Genomic DNA, 25,740 nt, shown 5'->3' with positions numbered 1-25,740 from the left:
ATCCCCTCGCCCCTATGGGGAGAGGGTTAGGGTGAGGGGAACATAGGGCGGCTGTGGTCATTCCGTACACTTTATGTTCCTCAATATTTTTTAGCTTCCGGCGCGGGATTTGCTTCCCGAATATATAAAGGCCAGAGCAATCCCCAGGCAAACAACCGCCCCCAGACGGCTCATCGAAAAGGGAATGGCCGCATTGCCCAGCCAGCCAAAGTTATCAATCAACATACTCATGGCGAGCTGGCCGAATATCACCGCCACCGTGGCGACGGCGGTACCGATGCGCTGCACCGCCAGGACCATGATCACAATGTAAGGCACGCCGAACATCGCCCCGAGGAGCTGCCATTTCGGCACGTCCAGCAGCGTGACCGCCTGCTTAGGCTCAAAGAAGAAAATGAGCAGGGCGGTCACCAGCGCGCCGACGGAAAATGTCAGAAACGCGCTTTTGAAAACGCCCACGCTGCTGCCGAGCTGCCCGTTAATCGCGGCCTGAATGCTCAGCGTTGCGCCGCCGCAGACGGCCAGAAGAATCATTATCAGCGTCATATCATCACCCCTGTGCGACCAGAACCAGTGCCGCAATAATAAAAACCAGCGCCACGATACGTTTTGCGTTTATCTTCCTGTGCGGCGTACCCAGCAGGCCAAAGTGGTCAATGATCAGGCTTTTAAAAACCTGACCAGCCAGAATGCCAATCATCGTCAGAGCGATGCCGATGGTCGGCGTGGCGATCGTCAGAATGACCACGTAAACAGGGCCAAGCACGCCGCCGAGCAGCTGCCAGCCGGGCTGGGCGAAAAACGACGGGCTGTTACGCGGGCTGAAAAACAGCATCAGCAGAAACGTCAGCGCGGCGCCGACGCCAAAAATGCTGAACGTCGCCCATAAATCGCCCACTTCTCCCCCTAATGGCCCCAGCAGCCCCGCCTCGACGGAGAGGCCCATCCCGCCGGCAATCACCAGTAAAATCAAAATAAACTGCATTACGCATCCTCCGTTTTCAGGCGAAGAAGATTACGTCGGTAGACCCGTGAGAAAAATGCCATAATGCAGGAAACACCTTTGCAGGAAATGCATTAATGTCAGATGCCGGAAGCATGAACCTTCGCTCACTGCTGCTGTTTATTGCCGTCTATGAAACGCAGAACTTTTCCGTCGTCGCGCGACGAGAAGGAATTTCTGCCTCGCAGGTGTCGCGCATTGTTCATCAGCTTGAGGACGCGCTCGGCCAGCAGCTGTTCTATCGCAATACCCGGGCGGTGATCCCCACGGAAAGCGGGCATCTGTTTATCCGCTATGCCCGGGCGATGGTCGATAACTTCGAAGAGGCGCGTCGGGAGCTGGACGAACGTTCGACCGAACCCTCCGGCACGGTTCGCATAAATGGGCCGGTATTTTTTGGACAGAGACACGTTGCGCCCGGCATGGCTGGTCTGGCCGAGCGTTATCCACGGTTAACCATAGAGCTAACGCTGACCGATGACTTTATCGACCCGCACCGGGACGCCGCCGATCTCATTTTCCGCATCGGCACGCTGACGGATTCGACGTTCCACGCCCGTGTTTTTGGGCAGCAGCGCTACCACCTCGCCGCGTCGCCCGCGTATCTGCGTCAACACGGCATTCCGGCCGACCCGACCGAACTGAGCCAGCACAAATGTCTGGTCTATCGCGGTTCGTCCGGGCCTAACCGCTGGCTCGTGCGTCGCAAAGGGGAGAATTGGGTGCATTATCCCGTCGCGCCGCTGATGACGTCCAATAATGCGGAGTCGCTGCTCATTGCCGCGCTGGGTGGGATGGGGATCGTCCTGTTTCCGGACTGGCTGATTGGCGACAGGCTGAAGCGGGGGGAGCTGGTCGCCCTTATGCCGGAAATGGCGTGCGCCATCAACACGGAGCAACTTAATATTGCGGCGATCTATCCTAACGCACGTCATCCGCCCCTGAACGTCAGGGCGGTGATAGATTATTACGTGGCGTTTTTCGGCACGCCGCTCTACTGGCAAACGTAAGGGATTACGCGCCGAGCTCCTTGCGGATAATCTCTGCGCCGGCGCTGAGTGCTTTCAGCTTGCCGTTAGCCACCTGGCGTGAAAGCGGGGCCATGCCGCAGTTGGTTGACGGGTAAAGCTTGTCGGCATCGACGAACTGCAGCGCTTTACGCAGCGTATCGGCGACTTCCTCCGGTGTTTCAACGGCGTTGGTTGCCACATCAATCGCGCCGACCATCACCTTTTTACCGCGGATCAGCTCCAGCAGATCCATCGGCACGCGGGAGTTGTGGCACTCCAGTGAGATGATGTCGATATTCGAGGTCTGCAGCTTAGGGAAGGCCTCTTCGTACTGGCGCCACTCTGAGCCGAGCGTTTTTTTCCAGTCGGTATTGGCTTTGATGCCGTAGCCGTAGCAGATATGTACCGCGGTTTCGCACTTCAGCCCTTCAATGGCGCGCTCCAGCGCGGCGATACCCCAGTCGTTCACCTCGTCAAAAAAGACGTTAAATGCCGGTTCATCAAACTGGATAATATCCACGCCTGCGGCCTCTAACTCACGCGCTTCCTGATTGAGGATTTTGGCGAATTCCCAGGCCAGCTTTTCGCGGCTTTTATAGTGGGCGTCGTAAAGGGTGTCGATCATGGTCATCGGCCCGGGCAGGGCCCATTTGATCGGCTTGTCCGTGAGCTGACGCAGGTATTTCGCATCGTCCACGAATACCGGTTTCTGACGCGCAACGGCAGAAACCACGGTCGGCACGCTGGCGTCGTAGCGGTTACGAATGCGCACCGTCTGGCGATTTTCAAAATCCACGCCGCTCAGGTGTTCAATAAAGGTGGTGACGAAGTGCTGGCGGGTCTGTTCTCCGTCGCTGACGATATCGATACCCGCGCGGATCTGCTCATCCAGGGACAGGCGCAGCGCGTCCTGTTTACCCGCCAGGAGTTCCTGATCCTGTAATTTCCAGGGTGACCACAGCGTTTCAGGTTGTGCAAGCCAGGTCGGCTTAGGCAGGCTGCCAGCCGTTGAAGTCGGGAGCAATGTTTTCATAATAAAAGACCTTTTTTGATGAATTAAAGCGTGTAGTTATCAGACCACTGCTCAAGAATGTGTTGGTAAGGCTTAATGAAGTATTCTTCGGTAAAGCGACCCTGTTCAATCGCCAGTCGGCTACGCTCTTCCCGGTCATAAACAATTTTGGTTAAGGAGTGATCCTGCTGGTTCAGATCCGGTCGGTAGCACAGTCCCGCCGCCGAGTTTGCGTTATAAATTTCCGGGCGATAGATTTTCTGGAACGTCTCCATCGTGCTGATGGTGGCAATCAGCTCCAGATCGGTGTAGTCACTCAGCAAATCCCCGGTAAAGAAGAACGCGAACGGCGCCACGCTGTTTTCCGGCATGAAATAGCGAACCTTCAGGCCCATCTTCGCGAAGTACTGTTCCGTCAGCGACTCGCCATCCGGCTGATACTCCACGCCCAGCACGGGGTGCTGATTACCGGTGCGGCGATACGTATCTTTGCTGGAGACGCTCAGGCAGATCACCGGACCCTTGCTGAAGTTCTCTTTGTATTCCGGCGAATTCACAAAGTGGCGGAAAATATTGCCGTGCAGTTCGCCAAACTTTTCCGGAATGCTGAAGTGCTGCTGGTTCTTGTTGTGTTCCAGCAGGCGCACGCTGAAATCATAATCCCGCACGTAAGAAGAGAAGTTATTTCCGACGATGCCAGGGATACGCTGGTTGTTTTTCTTGTCGACAATGGTGGTTTGCAGAATCTCAATGGCCGGGAACGGTTTTTCCGCGCCAATGTTCAAATCGACAGAGATAATTTCCAGCTCAACCGCGTAACGATCGGCGTTTGGGTTATCCCAGCGCGCCAGGGCGTTAAAGCGGTTGTTGATCATCACCAGCGTATTGCGCAGGTTTTCCTGACGCTTTTCCCCGCGCGCCAGGTTGGCAAAGTTGGTGGTCGTACGCGTATTTTCTGACGGGTTGTAATTCTCATCGAAGCAACTGCGCTTAAGGGTATATGTGAAAGCTTTGCTCATTGTGGTTATGCATCCTAAGTTCATGTTGCTAAGAAGTTACCAATGCATAATTTATGCCTGAGCCCGCGGCGCAGGGGAAGTGACTTAATTTCAATGCAACATGAGCGAAGTTCATGAACAGTGTTGCGCACATGCCAGGATAGGAAGAGTAAGGGGCATCGCGCCCCTTAGCGTTATGCTGTAGGACGTTCGTTCCAGGCGTCACTGTGCATGATGTTGCCGTCGACAATGCGCCAGGTGATTTTTTCGTACTGCAGACTTACGCTTTCAACATGGTTCATTTTATTGTTGGCAGCGATCTTCACGTTCGGCACGCTGCAGTTAACACCCGTAACCTTTACGTTCTCCATCAAGACGGTGTAATAACAGACTTCCTGTCCGGCATCATTGATATGATAGAACTTTATTTCAGCGCTTTTAAGCGCCTGACCGGTAGATGCTGCTTTATAGAGATAGGGCGTGGAGATATCAACTTCCTTTTCAATCCGCATGGATGAGTGTTGACGCGTGCCGGTGATCTTGCCGTTAGCGCTGTCTACCGGTAGGTTTAGGCCATGACTCAGCCCTATGATCTCAATGCTACCTTCACGGTCCTGAACATCAACGGAACCTTTAATATCTGCTCCACCATCGTCTTTTAGCCACATGTAGGGAGGAATTGGCATTCTTTATTTCCTTATTTTCTTGAGTAGCAGTGTTGTTAAGCGATAAATAACCGTGGCGAGGGTCAGTACAATTAAAATATCGATATTGGTATATGTGTCATATATTGTTTCAGCATTCACGTCGCCATAAATAAAATCACATATAGATGAGGCCACGTCATGATCAAGATAGCGTTCAGCGGGTCCCAATATGCGGCCTACTATAATGCTGATGCATAGAAACCAGACCGTTTTGAATAGCCTGATGCCCCATTTACGGACAAGTGTTGATGTAGCCACTTTCAATCACCTCAACCCAGCCGCGTGCCATCAGTGAACGCATACAGGGAACCTGAATAAGTTCCGTACTCATCAGAGCATTGCGGATCAATGCGTAATCAGAATCATGGGCAATCGTGATACATCCCTCAGATAGCGTACCCGGATGCAGCCGAAACAAACCCCGATAGACGTTATCAATCCAGGTGCCATCATCGATACCCCAGTCATCCTTGTATAAAGCAAACCACTCATCGCGGCCAAATTCTGCCCCGGATCTAACCTTGTTCCACCGATCCTGAACCTTCGCTTTTAACCCTGAAAAGAAACCTCCAGTCCCTCTGTCAACAATCCAGTATTTCCCAGGGGGAATTGGACCTGAGCCTTTAACAGCACCACATAATCCATTGTTTCTGTAAATTCCCTGCCCGGAATGGGCCATAAACACGCCACCGCCGTGCAGGTTAAAAGGCGCATAGTCAGCATCGTTAAGCAGCATTGTTCCTTTTAAGGCCATATTTTTTCCTTACTCTTTTAATAAGAGAAAAGCAGCCTACGCCTGAAGCGGGTACAGATATTCAACTCACATCATATTTATGAGTTGCTGATTTTTTTTAAGAAAATGACCTGACATTTTTTAATCAGTCTTGCGGCCGTAACGTTAGTAAACGCTGAATAAAGAATAAACAAAGCTCAGGCGACAAAGCGCCATGCCTACTTCTCTGGCACAGGCTCCGCAATTCCCGCTATAATCCCCAAAATTTCCAATCGGTTTAGAAACAATCATGACAAAACTCACCTTACAAGAGCAGATGCTGAAAGCGGGCCTGGTCAGCAGCAAAAAAGCGGCGAAAGTGCAGCGCACGGCAAAGAAATCACGCGTTCAGGCGCGCGAGGCTCGGGAAGCGGTAGAAGAGAACAAGAAAGCGCAGATCGAGCGCGACAAGCTGCTGAGCGAGCAGCAGAAGCAGGCCGTGCTGGCGAAAGAGTTTAAGGCGCAGGTGAAGCAACTGATTGAGATGAACCGCATCACCGTGGCGAAAGGCAACATCACCTTTAACTTCACCGACGGCAATCTGATCAAAAAAATCGACGTCGACAAGCAAACTCAGGCTCAGCTGATCAACGGCCGTCTGGCGATTGCCCGTCTGGTCATCAACGCCAGCGGCGACTGTGAATACGCGATTATTCCGGCGGTGGTGGCCGATAAAATTGCCCAGCGCGATGCCGACAGCATCGTGTTAAACAGCGCGCTCAGCCAGGAAGAGCAGGACGAAGACGATCCGTACGCGGACTTCAAAATCCCTGACGATTTGATGTGGTAAACCGCATTCAGAACGGGGCGGCGTGACGGGCGTTAACCGGCTCTCCGCTCACGGGATGAATAAAATTCAACTCGCTTGCATGCAGCATCAGCCGGGGCGTTTCCTCAGCCCCCAGCGCTTCAAGACCGCCATACAGGTCGCAGCCCAGAATCGGGTGCCCCAGCTGCTGGCAGTGAATACGCAGCTGATGGGTTCGCCCGGTCTCCGGCGTCAGTATCACCCGCGTTAACGGCAGTCCCGTACCCTGATAAAAACGTTCCACGACCCGATAGCGGGAGCGGGCGGGTTTTCCGTTGATGGCGCAAATCGACATCAGCGGAAACAGCGCCGGGTCTTTGGCAATCGGCGCGTCTATTATTCCCTCGTCGTTTTCCACATGGCCGCAAAGCAGGGCGCTGTAGACCTTCTCCACGCTGCGCTGGCTGAACTGCTGGCACAGCGCCGCGTTGATGGCCTTATTGCGCGCAACCACCATTAGCCCGGACGTGCCGAAATCCAGACGGTGTACCAGCGTGCAGCCGGGGAACGTCTGGACCAGACGATAATGGACGGAATCAAGGTTTTGCGGATTTTTGCCCGAGAGGCTGAGCAGACCGGAAGGCTTATCGATCAGCAGCAGATGTTCATCCTGCCAGAGGATCTGAATGTCGTCGTGACACGGTGGGGCAATAAAAGAATCAATAATCGCAGACATCAGGCCGCCCGGCTGGAGAGTGGGAACGGATGATAACGAAATGCGGGGAAAAGAAAAACCCTCCCACCAGGCGGTGAGAGGGTGAAGTCTTAGGCTGCTACCAGGCTGTCGATAGCGGCTTTCGCATCGGTCTGCGCTTTGGTCGCCACTTCCGGACCGTAAGCGATACCTTCAGCGAACACGAAGTTCACGTCAGTGATGCCGATGAAGCCCAGGAACAGGCTCAGGTACGGCGCAACCAGGTCGGTTGGGGTGTCTTTATGGATACCGCCACGGCTGGTCAGTACGATCGCACGCTTGCCTTTCACCAGACCTTCAGGGCCGTTCTCGGTGTAACGGAAGGTTACGCCAGCGCGCGCCACCAGGTCGAAGTAGTTCTTCAGCTGGGTAGGGATGTTGAAGTTGTACATTGGGGCGTTGATGACGATAACGTCGTGCGCCTGCAGCTCAGCAATCAGCTCGTCGGACAGGGCCAGGGCTTCCTGCTGACGTGGAGACAGCGGTGCATCGCTTGGGCGCAGCGCGCCAACCAGCTCGCCGTCCAGCACAGGAATTGGGTTTGCAGCCAGGTCACGCACGGTGATTTCGTCAGCGGAATGCTGTTCACGCCACTGTTCAACGAAGTAATCAGACAGCTGACCAGACTGAGAGTACCCTGCCAGAATACTGGATTTCAAAACTAATACTTTGCTCATGGGTGATTCCTGTTTTTGCATTTGATTGAAGGGGGTTGCCCCGTTGCTTGTTGACACTCTATTCACAATCCTGCCATAGAGATAGCGCAATATATCGAAGCCTATGTTCGAATTTTTTGAATAAGGCGCGAAAGGCGTCATTGTGGTACTCTATAGCAATCATTAAAAAGAGAGTTTATCAGGGCGTGTAGTGCCCTTTAACGCTATGACAGAACAACAAAAATTGACCTTCCCGATGCTCCTGCAACAGCTCGATTCTCTGATGCTGCGCGACAAACAGCGCTTCGCCCGCCGTCTGCACGGCGTGAAGAAGGTTAAAAATCCTGATGCACAACAGGCCATTTACCAGGAGATGGCGAAAGAGATTGAACAGGCAGCAGGGAAAGTTGTGCTGCGCGAAGCCGCACGTCCGGCAATTACCTACCCGGAAAACCTGCCCGTTAGCCAGAAAAAACAGGACATCCTTGAGGCCGTCCGCGACCACCAGGTGGTGATTGTGGCGGGGGAAACCGGCTCGGGGAAAACCACCCAGCTGCCGAAGATCTGTATGGAGCTGGGACGCGGGCTAAAAGGGCTGATAGGCCACACCCAGCCGCGTCGACTGGCGGCGCGCACCGTGGCGAACCGTATTGCCGAAGAGCTGCAGACGGAGCCGGGCGGCTGCATCGGTTACAAGGTGCGATTCAGCGACCACGTTAGCGATAACACCATGGTCAAGCTGATGACCGACGGTATTCTGCTGGCGGAAATCCAGCAGGATCGCCTGCTGATGCAGTACGACACCATCATCATTGACGAAGCGCACGAGCGCAGCCTGAACATCGACTTCCTGCTCGGCTACCTGAAAGAGCTGCTGCCGCGTCGCCCGGATCTGAAAATCATCATCACCTCCGCGACCATCGACCCTGAGCGCTTCTCAAAGCATTTCTACAATGCGCCGATTATCGAGGTGTCAGGACGCACGTATCCGGTGGAAGTGCGCTATCGCCCGATTGTGGAAGAGGCGGATGATACCGAGCGCGATCAGCTCCAGGCTATCTTCGACGCCGTTGACGAGCTGGGCAACGAAAGCGCGGGCGACATTCTGATCTTCATGAGCGGCGAACGCGAAATCCGCGACACCGCCGATGCGCTCAGCAAGCGCGACCTGCGCCACACGGAGATCCTGCCGCTTTACGCGCGCCTTTCGAACAGCGAGCAGAACCGCGTATTCCAGCCGCACGGCGGGCGACGCATCGTTCTGGCGACCAACGTGGCGGAAACCTCGCTGACCGTTCCGGGAATTAAATACGTGATCGACCCGGGCACGGCGCGCATCAGCCGCTACAGCTACCGCACGAAGGTCCAGCGGCTGCCGATTGAGCCGGTCTCCCAGGCTTCCGCTAACCAGCGTAAGGGCCGCTGCGGCCGCGTGTCGGAAGGGATCTGTATTCGTCTCTATTCCGAAGATGATTTCCTGTCGCGCCCGGAGTTTACCGACCCGGAAATTCTGCGCACCAACCTGGCGTCCGTTATCCTGCAGATGACCGCGCTGGGGCTGGGCGACATCGCCGCGTTCCCGTTTGTCGAAGCGCCGGACAAACGCAACATTCAGGACGGCGTGCGTCTGCTGGAAGAGCTCGGCGCCATTACCACCGACGAGCAGGCGACGGTCTACAAGCTGACGCCGCTGGGCCGCCAGCTCAGCCAGCTGCCGGTGGATCCGCGTCTGGCCCGTATGGTGCTGGAAGCGCAAAAGCACGGCTGCGTGCGCGAGGCGATGATCATTACCTCGGCGCTCTCCATTCAGGACCCGCGCGAGCGTCCGATGGACAAACAGCAGGCGTCTGACGAAAAGCATCGTCGCTTCCACGACAAAGAGTCCGACTTCCTCGCCTTCGTAAACCTGTGGAACTATCTCGGCGAGCAGCAGAAAGCGCTCTCCTCGAACCAGTTCCGCCGTCAGTGCCGCGTGGATTTCCTCAACTACCTGCGCGTGCGCGAGTGGCAGGATATCTACACCCAGCTGCGCCAGGTGGTGAAAGAGCTGGGCATTCCGGTCAACAGCGAGCCGGCGGAGTACCGCGAGATTCATATCGCGCTGCTGACCGGCCTGCTGTCCCACATTGGGATGAAGGACGCCGAAAAGCAGGAGTATACCGGCGCGCGTAACGCCCGTTTCTCCATCTTCCCCGGTTCCGGCCTGTTCAAAAAGCCGCCGAAATGGACCATGGTCGCGGAGCTGGTGGAAACCAGCCGCCTGTGGGGGCGCATTGCCGCGCGTATCGATCCGGAATGGGTGGAGCCGGTGGCTCAGCACCTGCTGAAACGCTCGTACAGCGAACCGCACTGGGAGCGCGCGCAGGGCGCGGTGATGGCGACCGAGAAGGTGACCGTTTACGGCCTGCCGGTGGTTGCCGCGCGGAAGGTCAACTACAGCCAGATTGACCCGGCGCTCAGCCGCGAGCTGTTTATCCGCCACGCGCTGGTGGAGGGAGACTGGCAGACGCGCCACGCCTTCTTCCGCGAAAACCTGAAGCTGCGCGCGGAAGTGGAGGAGCTTGAGCACAAGTCCCGCCGCCGCGACATTCTGGTGGACGATGAGGCGCTGTTTGAGTTTTACGACCAGCGCATCAGCCACGATGTCATCTCCGCCCGCCACTTCGACAGCTGGTGGAAGAAGGCCAGCAAAGAGACGCCGGACCTGCTCAACTTCGAAAAGAGCATGCTGATTAAAGAAGGGGCGGAGTCGGTCAGCAAGCTCGACTACCCGAACTTCTGGCATCAGGGCAACCTCAAGCTGCGCCTGACGTATCAGTTTGAACCGGGTGCCGACGCGGATGGTGTGACCGTTCATATTCCGCTGCCGCTGCTAAACCAGGTCGATGAGGGCGGGTTTGAATGGCAAATCCCCGGCCTGCGCCGCGAGCTGGTGATTGCGCTGATTAAATCCCTGCCGAAACCGGTGCGCCGTAACTTTGTGCCTGCGCCAAACTATGCGGAAGCCTTTTTAGGCCGCGTCACGCCGCTGGAGCTGCCGCTGCTGGACGCGCTCGAGCGTGAGTTCCGACGCATGACCGGCACCACCATCGACCGCGAAGACTGGAACTGGGATCAGGTGCCCGATCACCTGAAAATCAGCTTCCGCGTGGTGGATGATAAAAACAAAAAGCTGCTGGAAGGGCGTTCGCTGAGCGAGCTGAAAGAGGCGCTGAAAGGCAAAGTTCAGGAAACGCTGTCTGCGGTGGCGGACGACGGTATCGAGCAGAGCGGGCTGCATATCTGGAGCTTTGGTCAGCTTCCGGAAAGCTACGAACAGAAGCGCGGTAACTATAAGGTCAAAGCCTGGCCTGCGCTGGTGGACGAGCGCGACAGCGTGGCGATCAAACTGTTTGATAATCCGCAGGAACAGCAGCAGATGATGTGGCGCGGGTTGCGTCGCCTGCTGCTGCTCAACATCCCGTCGCCGATCAAGTATCTGCACGAGAAGCTGCCGAACAAGGCCAAGCTCGGGCTGTACTTTAACCCGTACGGCAAGGTGCTGGATCTGATTGACGACTGCATCTCCTGCGGCGTGGACAAGCTAATCCACGAGGCGGGCGGTCCGGTCTGGACGGAAGAGGGCTTTGCTCAGCTCCATGAAAAGGTGCGCGCGGAGCTGAACGACACCGTGGTGGAGATTGCCAAACAGGTCGAGCAGATCCTTACCGCCGTGTTCAATATTAACAAGCGCCTGAAGGGGCGCGTGGATATGACCATGGCGCTGGGGCTCTCGGACGTGAAGGCGCAGATGGCGGGGCTGGTCTATCGCGGCTTCGTGACCGGCAACGGCTTTAAGCGTCTGGGCGATACGCTGCGCTATCTTCAGGCGATTGAAAAACGTCTGGAAAAAATGGCTATCGACCCGCACCGCGATCGCGCGCAGATGCTGAAAGTGGAGAGCGTTCAGCAGGCGTGGCAGCAGTGGCTAAACAAGCTGCCGCCGGCGCGCCGCGAAGATGAAGACGTTCAGGCGATCCGGTGGATGATAGAGGAGCTGCGCGTCAGCTTCTTTGCCCAGCAGCTCGGTACGCCTTATCCGATTTCGGATAAGCGTATTCTGCAGGCGATGGAGCAGATTTCCGGTTAAAACCCTTGCCCGGTTTTCTCCCTCTTTCTGTGGATTGAGGAATCCCCAGTAATGATTAAACAGAAGCTATAACGTTGTTTCAGAAAGATTGAAGACTTACAGCGACGCCCTGGTCCGGCTGTAAATCGCTGAGGCGTTTCCTGCAGGCCGAGAGGGGGGGCGTCCGTGCTGGCATTATTTTGTGGGGATTCCTCAGCCCTGTGGGAGAGGGTTGGGGTGAGGGCACCAGGTCGCACAATTTTCATCCGTTCACGATTGCCAGCGTAACCCCATCCCATCCCTTAACCCCCACCGTTTGCAGCGCGGTGGCGGTTAGGCGCGGGTTATCCCCAATAATTTCGATAAAACGCCGCACGCCCAGCACGCGCGCGTCGTCGCTTTGCCCGTTAATCACTTCGCCATCGCGCACTACGTTATCGCCAATGATTATCGTGCCGGGACGTGAATAGTGCAGCGCCCACTCCAGATAGCCGGGATTGTTTGGCTTATCGGCATCGATAAAGATCAGGTCGAACGCCGGAACGTCACCGAAATTCTCCAGCGAGCTCAGCGCCGGGCCTTCAATTAGTTCAATGCGATCGCTTAGCCCCGCGAGGTGAATATTCTGGCGGGCCACATCGGCATGCGTCGGGTCAGCCTCGAGCGTAACCAGCTTTCCGTCCGGTGGCAGGGCGCGCGCCATCCAGATTGAGCTATAGGCGCCCAGCGTCCCGATCTCAAGAATGCGTCTTGCCTGGGTCATACGCACGAACAGCGCCAGCAGTTGCCCCTGATTGGCCGCAACATCGTGTTCGGGTAGCCCGGCGCGTTTGTTGTTTTCCAGCACCTGACTCAGCACGTCATCGTCAGGGATCAGCGAAGAAATCATGTAATTATCTACTGCAGACCATTGTTGTTGCATAGATTGACTCCTTGGATTTTTCTCCCTCTCCCTGTGGGAGAGGGTCGGGGTGAGGGCATCAGCGCGCAAGGCGGTTCACACGCTCTTCCAGCCGCCGCCCAGCGCCCTGTACAGATCGATCTGCGCCAGCAGCAGGTTATTTTTCACCTGCACCACGCTGGTCTGCACCGAGTACAGCGTGCGCTGCGCGTCCAGCACGTCCAGATAGGAGGAGTAGCCGTTGCGATTGCGGTTCTGCGCAATGCGCAGCGTCTCCTGCGCTACATTCTGCTGGGCAAGCAGCTCGGTCAGCTGTTCCTGATAGCGCGTAATAGCATCAAGGCTGTTGTTCACTTCGGCAAACGCGTTACGCACGGTTTTTTCATAGGCGTACAGCGCCTGGTTACGCTGGGACTGGGAAATATCCACCTGCGCATTCAGCGCCTGGCGGTTCAGCAGCGGGGCAAGAATACTGCCCCCGACGCTCCAGAGCTGAAGCGGGTTGTCCAGCAGGCCGGACAGGGTGCGATCCTGGACTGATCCGGTCGCGGTCAGGTTGATCGACGGCAGCAGGCTCGCGCGCGACGCGGCAAGCGAGGCGTCCGCCGCAACCAGCTGGCGTTCGGCCTGAACGATATCCGGCCGACGGTTCAGGAGCGTAGAAGGCAGCTGTGACGGCAGCGTCAGCGGCGTTAGCGTCTCAAAGCTCTCGCTGCGCGCTACCGCGCCGGGATTGCTTCCCAGCAGCAGGCTCAAGGCGTTCTCCTGCTGTGCAATCTGATGCTGCAGCACGGGAACCTGCGCTCGCGTTGAGCGGAGTTCGGAATCCGACTGCATCAGCTCCAGACGCGAGCTGTAGCCCGTCTCAAACTGACGTTTCGCGAGGTTAAATGCCTCTTCGCGCGATTTCAGCGTGGATTCGGTCACGCGCAGCTGTTCGTCAAGCGAGAGCAGGGTGACATACCCGGACGCAACGGAAGACGCGACGGTCAAATCCGCGGCGGCAGCGGCGGCCTTTTGCGCCTCCAGCGAGGCTTCGGCGGCATTGGCCGTGCTGCGGTTGACGCCCCAGATATCCACGTCATAGCTTGCCGTCAGGCTACCTCTGTACAGCGTGCCGTAGACCGGCAGCCCGGTCGCGGCGGATTGCGAACGGGCGCGCGTCCCCGTTACGCTCGCGTCAAGCGACGGAAACAGGCTGCCGTCGGCCGCAAAGACCCGCGCCTGATACTCGTTAATTCGCTCGCGGGCGATCAGCACGTCGCTGTTGTTCTTTAGCGCCCGATCCACGTAGCGGTTGAGGTTGTTGTCATGGAAATTGCGCCACCAGAGCTGTTCCGCCGGGCTGGCAGGACCGGAATCGGCGCGCCACTGCGCAGGGATTTGCAGCGTCGACTGCGCCGGTTTTACGTCGACGGACTGGCATCCGGCCAGCGTCACCGCCAGCACCAGACCGGCTATCGGGCGAAGGGTCATTGTTTGCCCTCCCGCGTATCAATGGTCACCTGCACCGACATGCCTGGACGCAGCAGGGCGGACTCCTCAGGCTTGCCGAGCACCTCGATGCGCACCGGAATACGCTGGGCGATTTTGACAAAGTTGCCGGTGGCGTTGTCCGGCGTGATGGCGCTGAATTCAACTCCGGTTGCCGGCGAGATGCTCTCCACGCGGCCCTGATACGCTTTGTTGTTCAGGGCATCGACGGTGAATTTTACCGGCTGGCCGACGCGCAGCTCCGCCAGCTGCGTCTCTTTGATATTGGCGATCACCCAGTGCTGCGGAGGCACAAGGGTGGTGAGATGGGTCCCGGCGGTCACGTACGCCCCGAGACGCACGGCAATCTGGCCGAGCTGGCCGTCGCGCGGGGCGATGATGCGGGTGTTTTGCAGGTCAATTTGCGCCAGCTCCAGCGCCGCTTTCGCATTGTCGACATCCGCCTCCAGCGCGCCGCGGTTCACAATTACCGTCTGCAGATCCTGACGCGACATCTCAAGCGCGGCTTTGGCCTGCTCGATGTCGGCGCTGCCCTGGGCCGCGCTGGCCAGCGCCGCGTCGCGTTCGCGAATGGAAAGCGAGCCGTCAGCCGTCAGCTCTTTCACCCGTTTTAAATCCGCCTGGGTTTTCAGGCTCTGGGCACGGGCATTTTTCAGCGCGGCGTCGTTTTTGGCGATCGTCGCTTCGGCGCTTTTACGCTGCTGCAGGTTGTTATTGAGCGCGGCAATTTTCATCGCCAGCTGTGCCTCGGCCTGATGCACGCGCTGACGATAGATACGGTCATCAATCTGCAGCAGCAGGTCGCCTTTTTTAACCTGCACAAAGTCCTGAACCTTCACCTCGGTGATATAGCCATTCACCTGGGGACTGATGAACGTCGTCTGACCGCGCACGTAGGCGTTGTCGGTAAACTGCGCGTGGCGGGTGAACGGCGGCAGCTGCCACGCATAAAGGATCACCAGCACGCCGACAATACCGATGGCAGCGGCGGTGAAAACGGAAACAATGCGCACATTTTTGCGGGTGTTGGCCTGCTCTTTGGCGGCATCCTGCTGACTCATAAACTCTCCAGAACTCTTTCAATTATTTGTTGCCGGTGGCGTTTTTAAGCGCCATACGGGCAGTGATGCGCAGGCGCAGCAAGCGCCATAAAATCCAGACCAGCGTGGCGGCAGCGATGCCCGCCGTCAGCAGATAAGTATCGTTGTAAGCCAGGATATTCGCCTCAAGCGTCGTCACCGTTTGCAGCTGCGTTATCGCCTGCGTTCCCAGCAGCGAACTGTCGCCAATCAGGCTCCGGTACATCTGGGTGTAAAGCTGGATACGCTCGTTGACCAGCGGATTGAGCGTGGTGAGCTGGTCCGCCAGCAGGCTGGAGTGGTACTTCTCGCGCCAGGTCTGGAAGGTGCCGAGGATCGCGGAGCCCAGCAGGCCGCCGAGGTTCTGGCTCATGCCGAACATCACCGAGAAGCTGACCAGGTTGCGCGGGTCGGCGATCACCCCGCCAATGGCGGCCAGCATGGCGGGTGCCAGGAAGAAGGCGCTGCCGAAGCCCAGCAGAAACTGGCTTAGCATCAGCTGATCCGGCCGGGTCAGGTTGTTGGACTGGCTGTCCAGCAGCGAGGCAACAATCATCAGCGCCAGGGAGGTGATAATCGGCCACGCCAGTTTGGTCGGCTTAATCGTGAGGCAGCTGGTGACAATCCCGCAGACGATCCCTGCGAAAATGGACCACGCCAGGTGGGTCATCTGCTCGTTCTGCAACCCCACGTACTGCAGCCAGCCGATGACCCCGGTGTTTTGCTCTGCCAGCACGATACGGATCAGCAGCATGATGAGCCCCAGACGGACGATGCTGCCGCTCGACAGCCAGCGGGTGTTCAGCAGCGGGTTGGCGCGGTTATGTTCAAAGACGATGGCAGCCACAATTAGCACCAGCGATAGCGCCAGCGACCAGCCGATCCACGGCGCCTCGAACCACCAGTCAAGGCGGCCCAACGAGAGCACGGCGCAGAGCAGGGCCATTCCGGGGGCCATTAAAAAGAAGGTGATGAAGTCTTTCTTCTCAAAGACCTTGCGCCTGTCGCCCGGCGGCAGTTTTAAGGCTATTACGCAGGCCAGGGAGATCAGCGCCAGCCCCAGCTCGAAGAAATAGAGCCCGCGCCACTCGTCCAGCTGCAGCAGTTCGGTGGAAAACAGGCGGGCCAGAGGAATGGCGAGCGACGACCCGGTAATCCCGATGGTGAGCGCCTTCAGGCGGTGCTTCGCAGGCCAGGCCTGGATCTGATAGTAAATCCCCAGCGAGCTGAGCGCGGCGGCCACCATGCCGTGCGCGGCGCGAACCATCAGCGCCGAGCTGAGGTCGTTCACAAACAGATGGAAGAAGGTGACCAGCACGTACAGCACCAGAAACCCTTCCGTAAAGGCGCGCAGACCGTACTGCTGGCGGAACTTGACCAGCAGCAGGTTGATAGAGATGTTGGTCATGACGTAGACCGCAGGCAGCCAGGCGATTTCGGTCGACCAGGCCCCGAAGGTCCCCTGCAGGTTTTGCAGGTTGGCGGTCACCACCGCATTTCCCAGCGCTCCCGTCAGGCACACTAGCAGGCCAACGACGCCGTAGGCAATCCGTTTTGGCGTACTGTGCTCGGGTGTGGAAGGCGAACCCAGCAGGGCGGGTTTCTCATGTGGCTGCCACTCGCGAGGAGCATAAGGGTCGCGTTCGGGCAGGCGCATAACGTCGTTTACCTTAGAAATAATTGAATAATTAGCGGGCTAGCGATTCTACGTCTGCCGCAAATGATAATTCAAGTGAATATGATTTACGCATGTTAATCAAATGTAGAAGGGAAGTTTAAGGAAAAAGAGCGGCCCGAGAGTCGGGCCGACAACGATCAGAGATGTTCGGGCTGTGCCTGCAGAAGGGTCGTTCGCTTGACGCGGCTGGCGCAGAAAATCGCGATTAATGAAATGACCACCGTGACGGCAAGATACCAGGCCACCGGAACCCAGTCGCCGTCATATTTTGCCAGCAGTCCGGTGGCAATCAGCGGCGCGGTACCGCCTGCCAGCGCGGCACCCAGCTGATAACCGAGAGTAATGCCGGTGTAGCGTACGTTTGCACTAAAAATTTCAGAGCACAGCGTGCCGAGTACCGCCGTTACCGGTGCCCACAGCACGCCAAAGGCGATGACCGTCGCAAGCACAATGCCCCAGGTTGTTCCGGTATTGAGCAGCATAAACCACGGCACGATAAACAAACCCAGGATGAAGACGCTCGCGGCATACATGCGTTGACGGCCAATTTTATCCGAGAGCAGCCCCATTAACGGGATCATCACCGTGGCCACCAGGGCTCCCAGCGTCACGGCTTCCAGCGCCTGAGATTTTTGATACGTCAGCGTCGTGGTGGCATAGCTCACGACAAACGTCGAGAAGATATAGAACGGCGCGGTTTCTACCACCTTCAGACCGGCGGCAATCAGCACTTCGCGCCAGTGATGTTTCAGGGTATCGCGCAGAGGCGCTTTCGCCACCTGGCCCGATTGTTTTACCTTCTTGAAATCAGGCGTCTCGTCGATGTCCTTACGGATCCACAGGCCGAGCAACACCAGAACCGAACTCAGCAGGAACGGAATGCGCCAGCCCCAGGAGAGGAAATCTTCCTCGCTGAACAGCGTCATCAGCGAGACGATAAAGGTCGCCATCAGCATGCCGATGGTCACGCCCGCCTGCGGAATGCTGCCGAAGAAGCCTTTACGTTTTTCGGGCGCGTATTCGTAGGCCAGCAGCAGCGCGCCGCCCCATTCACCGCCTATGCCCATCCCCTGAATGATACGCATCAGGATCAGCAGAGCGGGCGCCCACAGGCCAATCATTTCATACGTGGGCAGCAGGCCGATCATGACGGTTGCACCTCCCATCAAAGAGAGGGTCAGTACGAGCGTTTTTTTACGGCCGATACGGTCGCCGATATGGGCGAAAAGTACCCCGCCAATGGGGCGAATAAAAAAGGTTAATGAGAAAGAGAGATACGAGAGGATGAGCCCGATCACCGGGTCGACCATCGGGAAAAAGATCTTATTGAAGACCAGCGCGGCCGCCGTACCGTAGAGAAAATAGTCAAACCATTCAATGGCGCTCCCGGTAAGGCTGGCGATTAACACCTTCTTATTTTTTCGAAATACCGTCGTCGTACTTTCATGTTCTGTCATGACCTGAAACCCCGCCACGTTGATGATGTATGAGGTGTCACCTGGCGCGCTTCAGGTGCAACCTGCGATGATGAAAAAGGTTGTGAAATTGTTAAGCAACTTAGGGTTGAATGTTGTATTTGGCAAGCTAACGGGGGATGAAACTGGTCAGATCACGGTGAAATAAGCAGCGCTGGGTGCTTTTGCAGAGAGCATGTGCGACAGGATGTTTTGTATGATGGAAAACCAAAAGCATAATATGCAGGTGCAACCCGATTGTTTTTGGATGTTTCTGGTTATTTCAGAAAAATGACAATTTGGGCGATAAAACAACGTCTGATTTCAGAGCCCGCCTCTGCGTTATCGGTAAGAAGCCGCTACCCTGAAGAGACATAAATGAGGAGTTCACCATGGTTCAGCCCCATTTTCCCATCCTGCCGGATGCCACCCTGGCGGCCATCAATACTGTCGGTGAATGGCTGGCGCAGGACGACCTGAGCGACAGCCGCCTGCACCCGGACGTCGATGCGGTGATCCTGGCAGGGAACGCGGTGATCCCGACCATTGAGGCGGCCTGCCGTATTGCCGCGCAGAGAGAAATCCCGCTCCTGATTAGCGGCGGTATTGGTCATTCAACCGCGTTTTTATATTCAGCTATCGGCAGTCATCCGCGTTATCACACCTTACAAGTCGAAGGGCGGGCCGAAGCGAGCATTCTTGCCGACATTGCGCGGGAGTTCTGGCAGATCCCCGATGCGCGCCTGTGGATTGAAGATCGCTCCACCAACTGCGGTGAGAATGCGCGTTTTAGCTGGAATATGCTGAAACAGCATCAGCGCGCGATCGGGCGGGTGCTGGTGGTGCAGGACCCGACGATGCAGCGCCGAACGATGGCGACATTTGCCCGCGTTTGTCGGGATGAGCCCGTATCACCGCAGTGGATAAGCCATCCCGGGTTTACGCCAACGCTGCACAATGGCAAAGAGGGCCTTGAATTTAGCGCGGGCAATAGCGGACTGTGGCCCGTTGACCGCTACCTTTCACTGGTTCTGGGGGAGCTGCCGCGTTTGTATGATGACGTTAACGGCTATGGTCCGGCCGGGCGGGATTTTATCGCGCACGTTGAATTCCCTGAGGCGGTGATTGCCGCGTGGAAACAGCTGCAGCAGGATCCGGTCCTCGCGGATGCGTTGTCCAGGCGCTCGATTTAAGGGTGTAATCAGAAGCGATAACAACCGCTTCAGAATAACCTTTGGCTTACAGCAATGTCCTGGTCCGGCTGTATATCGCCGAAGCGTTTCCGTAAGGCCGGGGCGAGGCGCAGGGATGCGCCGAGAGGGCGTGGCCTGCAGGGATGCAGGCTCATGCCCGACCCGATAGCCTGAAGGAATAAGCTGAGGGTACCGCGAAGCGGCGATTTACCGCCGGGAGCCCGGGTTGCCAGGGTGGTGGCGATTGAGCCACCCTGGCACGTTCACCGGTTATGTCGTTAAAGAGTAGCAAGGAACATAAAGTGAACGGAATGACCACCACACCGGTATGTTCCCCTCACCCTAACCCTCTCCCACAGGGAGAGGGGATGCTTCACTGCTCATATTAGCCCTGAATAAAGGCATAGAATTACAGCGCCGCAAACTTATCCAGCGTCCGCACCAGCTGCGTCACGAAACCGTACTCGTTGTCATACCACGCTACCGCTTTCACCAGCTGTAGCTCTCCCGCTTCTGACACCTCCGTCTGCGTGGCGTCAAACACCGAACCGTAATGCGAGCCAATCACATCGGACGAGACAATCTCTTCGTCGGTATACCCGAACGATTTATTGCCCTGCGTCGCCTTTTTCAGCGCGGCGTTGATCTCCTCAACGGTGACTTTCTTGCCCAGAATCGCCACCAGTTCGGTGACCGAACCCGTTTTTACCGGCACGCGCTGCGCGTGGCCCTTGAGCTTACCGCTGAGCGCCGGGATCACCAGACCGATAGCCTTTGCGGCACCGGTGGTATGGGGAATGATATTCTCTGCCGCCGCCCGAGAGGCGCGAAGGTCTTTCCCGCGCGGGCCATCCACCAGCGCCTGCGTACCGGTATAGGCGTGAATGGTGGTCATGGTGCCCACTTTTATTTCAAACGCATCGTTCAGGGCTTTCGCCAGCGGGGCGAGGCAGTTGGTGGTGCAGGATGCGACGGAAATAATGGTGTCACTGGCGTCAATGGTGTCGTCATTCACGCTGTAGACGATGGTTTTCATGTCACCCGCAGGGGCTGAGATCAGCACTTTCTTCGCGCCGGCGTCCAGGTGCGCCCGTGATTTCTCTTCAGAGGTATAAAAACCGGTGCACTCCACGACGATATCCACGCCTGCGGCTTTCCACGGAATGTGCTTCGCCTCTTTTTCGGCGTACACCGCAATGGTTTTACCGTCCACAATCAGCGCATCCTCGGTGAAATCGACGCTCCACGGGAAGCCACCGTAGTTGGAATCATGCCTGAGCAGGTAGGCCAGCACTTTCGGTGAGGTGAGGTCGTTGATGGCGACCACGGTATTGCTGTCCTGGGTTTCAAGAAGGCGACGCAGTACAAGGCGCCCAATGCGTCCAAAGCCGTTAATGCCAATTTTACTCATGGTGTTCTCCTGTAAACGTGTCGATGCGACAGTTTGAACTCATCCAGGCTTAGACCATCACGGGCAGGGCGGCAATTGAAGATGCTTCATGCGGGAGGAAGTATTTGAAAAACCATACAGAAAAGTTAATGAATTTTTAAGGAAAGGAGATTATGTTGGCGCGGTAACTGTTTTTAATCGGGAAATCACATGCGCACTAAATATACAAGCCTGCAAATCGGCATCCACTGGCTGGTATTTCTGTTAATCATCGTCGCCTACTGCGCCATGGAGTTCAAAGGTTTCTTCCCGCGCACCGCGCGTCCAGCGATCAATATGATCCACGTCTCGTGCGGTATCAGTATCCTGGTACTGATGGTAACGCGCCTGCTGGTTCGCCTGAAATTCCGCGCGCCACCGATTCAGCCGAAGCCAAAAGCGATGGTGACGGGGATGTCCCATCTTGGCCACCTGGTGGTGTATCTGCTGTTTATTGCGCTGCCGCTGATTGGCATTGTGATGATGTATAACCGGGGCAGCGACTGGTTTGCTTTCGGCCTGGCGATGCCGCATGCGGCGGAGTCCAATTTCGACCTGGTTGATATGCTGAAAGAGTGGCACGAGACGCTGGCGAACCTGGGCTATTTTGTGATTGGCCTGCACGCGGCGGCGGCGCTGATGCATCACTATTTCTGGAAAGATAATACCCTCCTGCGCATGATGCCGAAAAAGCGTTCGTAGTCTTTAACGCTTGCCGGGTGGCGCAGCGCCACCCGGCTTATTTTTTAACCCAGCAGCGCACGCTCTTCAGCAGTTAACGCCAGCGGCTGCGTTGACCCCGTCTCCGAGGACTTCACCGCCGCTTCCAGCACGGCCATGACCGCCAGTGCTTCAACAGGGTGGACAGGATTGGTGATTTTCCCGAGCAGCGCATCACGTACGTTGACGTAATACTGGCGCTGATCGCCTTTCGGGGTAGGGATCGTCTGCGGCGCGCCGTCGGTCCCAAAGAACACCATGCTGTCGCCGTCTTCGCCCCAGGTTTCACTGCCGGGGATCACCCCTGCGAGCAGCTGCGCTTCCTGCTGGTCGATTCTGGCTTTCACCACGCTGCCCTTGTCCCCGTGGGCGGTAAAGCGTGCCGTACCGCCAGCAACCAGCATGCTGGCGTGCAGAATGACCTTATGCTCCGGGTAGTTTAAGACCACGTGCGCCCAGTCGTTAATTTCTGCGCCGTCGCGCAGCGTCGCGATATTCCCCTGAACCGACTCCGGCAGGCCAAAGAGCTGTAGCGTCTGGTCAATCAGGTGAGGGCCCAGATCAAACCACAGACCGCTCCCGGGGACGTTCTGCTCGCGCCAGCGCACGCGCACTTCCGGGCGGAAGCGGTCAATGTGCGATTCCAGGTGTTTAACCTTGCCGAGCGTACCTTGTTTAATAATCTGCTTAATGCCGAGGAAATCGCTGTCCCAGCGGCGGTTGTGGAAGACGGAGAGCAGCAGCTGCTTTTCATCCGCCAGCGCAATCAGGTCGCGGGCTTCCTGCATGTCGAGGGTAAAAGGCTTATCCACGACCACGTGTTTCCCCGAGTTCAGGGCCAGCGTCGCCAGCGGGGCGTGGGTGGCGTTGGGGGAGGCAATCACCACCAGATCGATATCAGGATGCTGAATGGCCTCTTCCGGTGTCGCTACTACCTGTACGTCCGGCAGATCGCGTTTAACTTTCTCTTCATCACGAGAAGAGACCACGGCCAGCTTAATCCCGTCCACAGACTGGATCAGCGGGGCATGGAAGGTTTTACCGACAAATCCATACCCGATCAGCGCAATGTTGATTGTTTGAACTTTACTCATGACCTTCTCCACGTTAATTCGCGCACACCGTAACCTGCAGTGCGCTATGGTCCCCAAGCTCAGGCCAGGGACGATCTAAAAAGAGTTGTTGGATGCGGGATAACCCGGAAACCAGATATGGCTCGCAGCGGTTAATTTTCAGGTGATCGGCGACAATCCAGTGCGCATGGCTTGCGTCGAGCATTGCGCGTTTAACCTCGGCATCCGCTTCTTTACCGGCGCTCAACCCGAGCTCGGCATGAATGGCGCATGCTCCAAGAATGGCGATATCTGCCCGATACCGGGACAGCAAAGACAGCGTGGCGCTGCCGGCAAACAGTCGCTGCTTGTGGTCCCATTTCCCGCCGAGCAGGATCAGCTCAATATCTTCCCGGTCGCTAAAATGCTGGGCGATATCCAGTGAGGGAGTAATAACGGTGAGTGGCCCCTGAAGAAAGGTGGCGACGGCCATCACCGTGCTTCCGGCATCCAGAAACAGGGTGGAGCCGGGTGGAACCTGCTGTGCGACCTGTTTACCCATGCGCTGTTTGGTCTCCGGCAGCAGCGTGTTGCGGCCCTGACGGTTCATGGCGGAGAGGTTGAGCGCGATGGCTCCGCCGTGGTTCTTCTGTGCAAGGCCCTGGTTTTCCAGATCGGTCAGATCCCGACGGATAGTATCCGCTGAAACCTGAAGTTTTTCGGCCAGTTCAGTGATGCTGGCCTGGCCTTGCTCGCTGAGGATATCCAGGACATAGCGTTGACGAGCGGTTTTGTGCATCGGGGTACATTCCTGCAAAATGTCGCAATAGTTTGCATAATACAGCATTTTGACGCAGAGAGAAGGGGATTGTGGCCATGACGATGTGCAGCGGTGTGATGATTCACATAGGTGATTATTAAAATTTTATTAAGCAGGTATAAGGAAGCCGTTTTTGAATGTTAATCACAATGTTATTGTTATGTTTTATTTAACGATTTGGTTTATACAACCAGCGTACTGCCACTGGGTAGGTTTAAATGCTGAGTAATTAAAATTATGCAGGCTTTTATTGCTTTAATTAGTTTTTTAAAGGCGCTTAATTTTAAATATATCCCATAAGCTACGTAAATTGACACTTCTTTGAAAATCTTTGTGTCTGACCCGCTCTGAAATTAACGCAAAAATGTGCATATTACGAATTAAGAATTTTCCTTAAATAACAGTGGTTTTATATGTTTCATTTGAAACTCCATTTTCAGAGTTTTGTCCAGAAACCCCATGTTTTTTCTTATCTGTAACACCGCGTTAACATTGTGGGTGTAGTGGGGTATATCGCATTTTGTTATGCTGCTAACCAGTTTAAGAAATAAGTAAATTCTTAATTGAAATAAGACGCAGGCAGATCTCATCTCCAATGGACATGGGTATGGGGAGTATTACCTAAAATTCGGAGAGGAAACCAAAGAAGATATTTGTCTAATTATCTGTACCTCTTTTTGGGTATTTGCATGAGTATCACTCAGAGTCAGGGAGATAAAATGACGATATTGAGAAATTCTATGTTACTTCGATATACCGCCGCGATGGCACTATTTTCGATAGCCATAAATACTGCCTGCGCCAATAGTGGGCAGGTGGGTATTGCCCCCGTTTCAACAACAACCTTAAAAGAAAGTATTCTTTTTGCTATCGATCGCGATCCGTCAATTAGCCAGCAGGCCGCACAATTAGGTATTGGCCAGGCACAAATAGATGAAGCGCGCAGCGGCTGGATGCCGCAAATATCGTTGAACGGGAGTACAGGGCACAGCCAGACCACCGATTCCAGCGGGTCGCTGAAGAATTCAGCCGCCTGGGGGCTGAGCCTGACGCAGTTGCTGTACGATTTTGGCAAGACCAATAACAGCATCAGCCAGTCCTCCGCCCAGCGCGATAGCTACCGCTACCAGCTGATGGGCACGCTTTCGGACGTGGCGGAAAAAACGGCGCTGAGCTACGTAGAGGTCAAGCGCTATTCCGATCTGCTGCAGGCGGCAATAGATAACGTGCAGGCGCTCAAAAACGTCGAACAGCTGGCAAAGCTGCGCGCAGACGCGGGCGTGAGTTCCACCTCCGATGAGCTTCAGACCCGCACGCGCATTGCCGGCATGCAGGCGACGGTCGCGCAGTATCACGCCGCCTTAAACAGCGCGCGCGCCAGGCTTGCGGTATTAACCGGGATGCAGGCAGAGGCCTATTCGCCGGTGCCCGCGAATCTTGCCGTGGAGCCGGACTCGCTCAACCGCATCGATTATTCCCTGATACCGGCAGTGATGGCCGCGCAAAACATGGAACGCTCGGCTCAGTATGGCGTGGAAACGGCGAAGTCCCAGCACTGGCCTACGCTAAGCCTGAAGGGGGGGCGCACCCGTTATGAATCGGACAACCGTTCCTACTGGGACGACCAGATACAGCTCAATATCGACGCGCCGCTGTATCAGGGTGGCGCGGTTTCTGCTCGCGTTCGGCAGGCGGAAGGCGCGCGGGCCATGGCCTCCTCTCAGGTCGATCAGGCGCGTTTCGATGTCCTGCAAAAAGCCTCCGTCGCGCAGGCTGACTGGACCGGCGCACGGGGACGAATGGAGGCGGGGAAGCAACAGCTTGAAAATGCTCTGCGGGCCCGCGATGTTTATAAAAATGAATACACCCTTAGCAAGCGGAGCATTAACGATCTGCTTAGCGTTGAGCAGGATGTCTGGCAGGCCACATCTGCGAAAATAATCGCTGAGTATGACGGCTGGAGTTCGGCAATTAATTATGCTTCCGCGGTTGATAATTTAATGCCGCTTATTGGAATAGAGAAAAACGCTGCCGCAAAATTACCCGACTTGAGTTAATAAAAGACGCGCAGTGTTGCGCAAAGTAAGACTGAAAATAATGGGTGTTTTTTCCCAGGGATAGCTACATCCGTCTGGTGGACATATCCACAGGA

At 56.2% G+C, this 25,740-nt stretch carries 22 protein-coding genes; 6 read left to right on the top strand and 16 right to left on the bottom strand.

Annotated features, from left to right (window positions below; genetic code table 11):
• Window positions 1-90: 90 nt before the first annotated feature.
• Together AC1VYI_RS13380 and AC1VYI_RS13375 are read right to left on the bottom strand one after the other, a co-directional pair.
• A complete protein-coding gene (locus tag AC1VYI_RS13380; RefSeq protein WP_134866308.1) occupies window positions 91-546 on the bottom strand; it encodes a DMT family transporter in 456 nt (151 codons plus the stop codon).
• Between the two features lie 4 nt (window positions 547-550).
• A complete protein-coding gene (locus tag AC1VYI_RS13375) occupies window positions 551-985 on the bottom strand; it encodes a DMT family transporter (protein WP_023311625.1) in 435 nt (144 codons plus the stop codon).
• Window positions 986-1,080: 95 nt separating this feature from the next.
• Here AC1VYI_RS13375 and AC1VYI_RS13370 point away from each other — a divergent pair, with 95 nt between their 5' ends.
• Complete coding sequence (locus AC1VYI_RS13370; RefSeq protein WP_134866306.1) at window positions 1,081-2,013, top strand: LysR family transcriptional regulator; 933 nt, start codon at window positions 1,081-1,083, stop codon at window positions 2,011-2,013.
• Window positions 2,014-2,017: 4 nt separating this feature from the next.
• Here AC1VYI_RS13370 and AC1VYI_RS13365 read toward each other — a convergent pair whose 3' ends face one another.
• The 4 genes from AC1VYI_RS13365 to AC1VYI_RS13350 all read right to left on the bottom strand — a co-directional run bounded on the left by AC1VYI_RS13365 (window position 2,018) and on the right by AC1VYI_RS13350 (window position 5,484).
• Entirely contained in the window at window positions 2,018-3,046 is a 1,029-nt protein-coding gene (locus AC1VYI_RS13365; protein WP_023311627.1) for a methionine synthase, read from the bottom strand.
• A gap of 23 nt (window positions 3,047-3,069) precedes the next feature.
• Window positions 3,070-4,044, bottom strand: coding sequence for a DUF1852 domain-containing protein (locus tag AC1VYI_RS13360; protein WP_059445547.1), 975 nt, complete (start codon window positions 4,042-4,044; stop codon window positions 3,070-3,072).
• 173 nt (window positions 4,045-4,217) lie between these two features.
• Window positions 4,218-4,709, bottom strand: coding sequence for an Hcp family type VI secretion system effector (locus tag AC1VYI_RS13355; RefSeq protein WP_134866304.1), 492 nt, complete (start codon window positions 4,707-4,709; stop codon window positions 4,218-4,220).
• Between the two features lie 253 nt (window positions 4,710-4,962).
• Complete coding sequence (locus tag AC1VYI_RS13350) at window positions 4,963-5,484, bottom strand: DUF2778 domain-containing protein (protein WP_134866301.1); 522 nt, start codon at window positions 5,482-5,484, stop codon at window positions 4,963-4,965.
• A gap of 268 nt (window positions 5,485-5,752) precedes the next feature.
• Between AC1VYI_RS13350 and AC1VYI_RS13345 the strand changes: the two genes are divergently transcribed.
• The gene (locus AC1VYI_RS13345) at window positions 5,753-6,292 is read left to right on the top strand and encodes a DUF2058 domain-containing protein (protein WP_023311631.1); all 540 of its coding nucleotides are present in this window, start codon (window positions 5,753-5,755) and stop codon (window positions 6,290-6,292) included.
• A gap of 7 nt (window positions 6,293-6,299) precedes the next feature.
• Here the strand turns inward: AC1VYI_RS13345 and AC1VYI_RS13340 are convergent, their stop codons facing one another.
• Entirely contained in the window at window positions 6,300-6,986 is a 687-nt protein-coding gene (locus AC1VYI_RS13340; protein ID WP_023311632.1) for an RluA family pseudouridine synthase, read from the bottom strand.
• Between the two features lie 89 nt (window positions 6,987-7,075).
• Window positions 7,076-7,681, bottom strand: coding sequence for an FMN-dependent NADH-azoreductase (gene azoR, locus AC1VYI_RS13335; RefSeq protein ID WP_008502313.1), 606 nt, complete (start codon window positions 7,679-7,681; stop codon window positions 7,076-7,078).
• Window positions 7,682-7,886: 205 nt separating this feature from the next.
• Between azoR and hrpA the strand changes: the two genes are divergently transcribed.
• Window positions 7,887-11,789 carry an ATP-dependent RNA helicase HrpA gene (gene hrpA / locus AC1VYI_RS13330; protein ID WP_226484502.1) on the top strand — a complete coding sequence of 1,301 codons (3,903 nt, stop codon included), beginning with the start codon at window positions 7,887-7,889 and terminating at the stop codon, window positions 11,787-11,789.
• Window positions 11,790-12,030: 241 nt separating this feature from the next.
• Here the strand turns inward: hrpA and AC1VYI_RS13325 are convergent, their stop codons facing one another.
• From AC1VYI_RS13325 to AC1VYI_RS13305, 5 genes are all read right to left on the bottom strand, one after another.
• Entirely contained in the window at window positions 12,031-12,690 is a 660-nt protein-coding gene (locus AC1VYI_RS13325; protein WP_134866300.1) for an O-methyltransferase, read from the bottom strand.
• Window positions 12,691-12,765: 75 nt separating this feature from the next.
• Window positions 12,766-14,145, bottom strand: a complete 1,380-nt coding sequence (locus AC1VYI_RS13320; protein WP_134866299.1) for an efflux transporter outer membrane subunit — start codon at window positions 14,143-14,145, stop codon at window positions 12,766-12,768.
• The gene (locus AC1VYI_RS13315; RefSeq protein ID WP_023311636.1) at window positions 14,142-15,224 is read right to left on the bottom strand and encodes an HlyD family secretion protein; all 1,083 of its coding nucleotides are present in this window, start codon (window positions 15,222-15,224) and stop codon (window positions 14,142-14,144) included. The genes AC1VYI_RS13320 and AC1VYI_RS13315 overlap by 4 nt, the downstream gene beginning before the upstream one ends.
• 22 nt (window positions 15,225-15,246) lie before the next feature.
• On the bottom strand, window positions 15,247-16,899 hold the full coding sequence (locus AC1VYI_RS13310; protein ID WP_039262556.1) for an MFS transporter: 1,653 nt from the start codon (window positions 16,897-16,899) through the stop codon (window positions 15,247-15,249).
• A 158-nt stretch (window positions 16,900-17,057) separates the two neighbouring features.
• The gene (locus AC1VYI_RS13305; RefSeq protein WP_223604072.1) at window positions 17,058-18,377 is read right to left on the bottom strand and encodes an MFS transporter; all 1,320 of its coding nucleotides are present in this window, start codon (window positions 18,375-18,377) and stop codon (window positions 17,058-17,060) included.
• Window positions 18,378-18,766: 389 nt separating this feature from the next.
• On the opposite strand from AC1VYI_RS13305, the gene AC1VYI_RS13300 reads away from it, so the two are divergent.
• On the top strand, window positions 18,767-19,567 hold the full coding sequence (locus AC1VYI_RS13300; protein WP_134866298.1) for a YdcF family protein: 801 nt from the start codon (window positions 18,767-18,769) through the stop codon (window positions 19,565-19,567).
• A gap of 409 nt (window positions 19,568-19,976) precedes the next feature.
• Here AC1VYI_RS13300 and gap read toward each other — a convergent pair whose 3' ends face one another.
• Complete coding sequence (gene gap / locus AC1VYI_RS13295) at window positions 19,977-20,978, bottom strand: type I glyceraldehyde-3-phosphate dehydrogenase (RefSeq protein ID WP_023311641.1); 1,002 nt, start codon at window positions 20,976-20,978, stop codon at window positions 19,977-19,979.
• 189 nt (window positions 20,979-21,167) lie between these two features.
• Here gap and cybB point away from each other — a divergent pair, with 189 nt between their 5' ends.
• On the top strand, window positions 21,168-21,698 hold the full coding sequence (gene cybB, locus AC1VYI_RS13290; protein WP_023311642.1) for a cytochrome b561: 531 nt from the start codon (window positions 21,168-21,170) through the stop codon (window positions 21,696-21,698).
• A 44-nt stretch (window positions 21,699-21,742) separates the two neighbouring features.
• Here the strand turns inward: cybB and AC1VYI_RS13285 are convergent, their stop codons facing one another.
• Window positions 21,743-22,810, bottom strand: coding sequence for an oxidoreductase (locus AC1VYI_RS13285; RefSeq protein ID WP_134866297.1), 1,068 nt, complete (start codon window positions 22,808-22,810; stop codon window positions 21,743-21,745).
• Window positions 22,811-22,823: 13 nt separating this feature from the next.
• A complete protein-coding gene (locus AC1VYI_RS13280; protein ID WP_134866295.1) occupies window positions 22,824-23,567 on the bottom strand; it encodes a DeoR/GlpR family DNA-binding transcription regulator in 744 nt (247 codons plus the stop codon).
• Between the two features lie 740 nt (window positions 23,568-24,307).
• On the opposite strand from AC1VYI_RS13280, the gene AC1VYI_RS13275 reads away from it, so the two are divergent.
• Window positions 24,308-25,645 carry a TolC family outer membrane protein gene (locus AC1VYI_RS13275; protein ID WP_023311645.1) on the top strand — a complete coding sequence of 446 codons (1,338 nt, stop codon included), beginning with the start codon at window positions 24,308-24,310 and terminating at the stop codon, window positions 25,643-25,645.
• Window positions 25,646-25,740: the final 95 nt, after the last annotated feature.

The organism is Enterobacter sp. QK-SA4 (genome assembly GCF_056856775.1).
The sequence above is the reverse complement of the archived record's forward strand: the minus strand, read 5'-3'. Positions and strand labels throughout refer to the sequence as shown.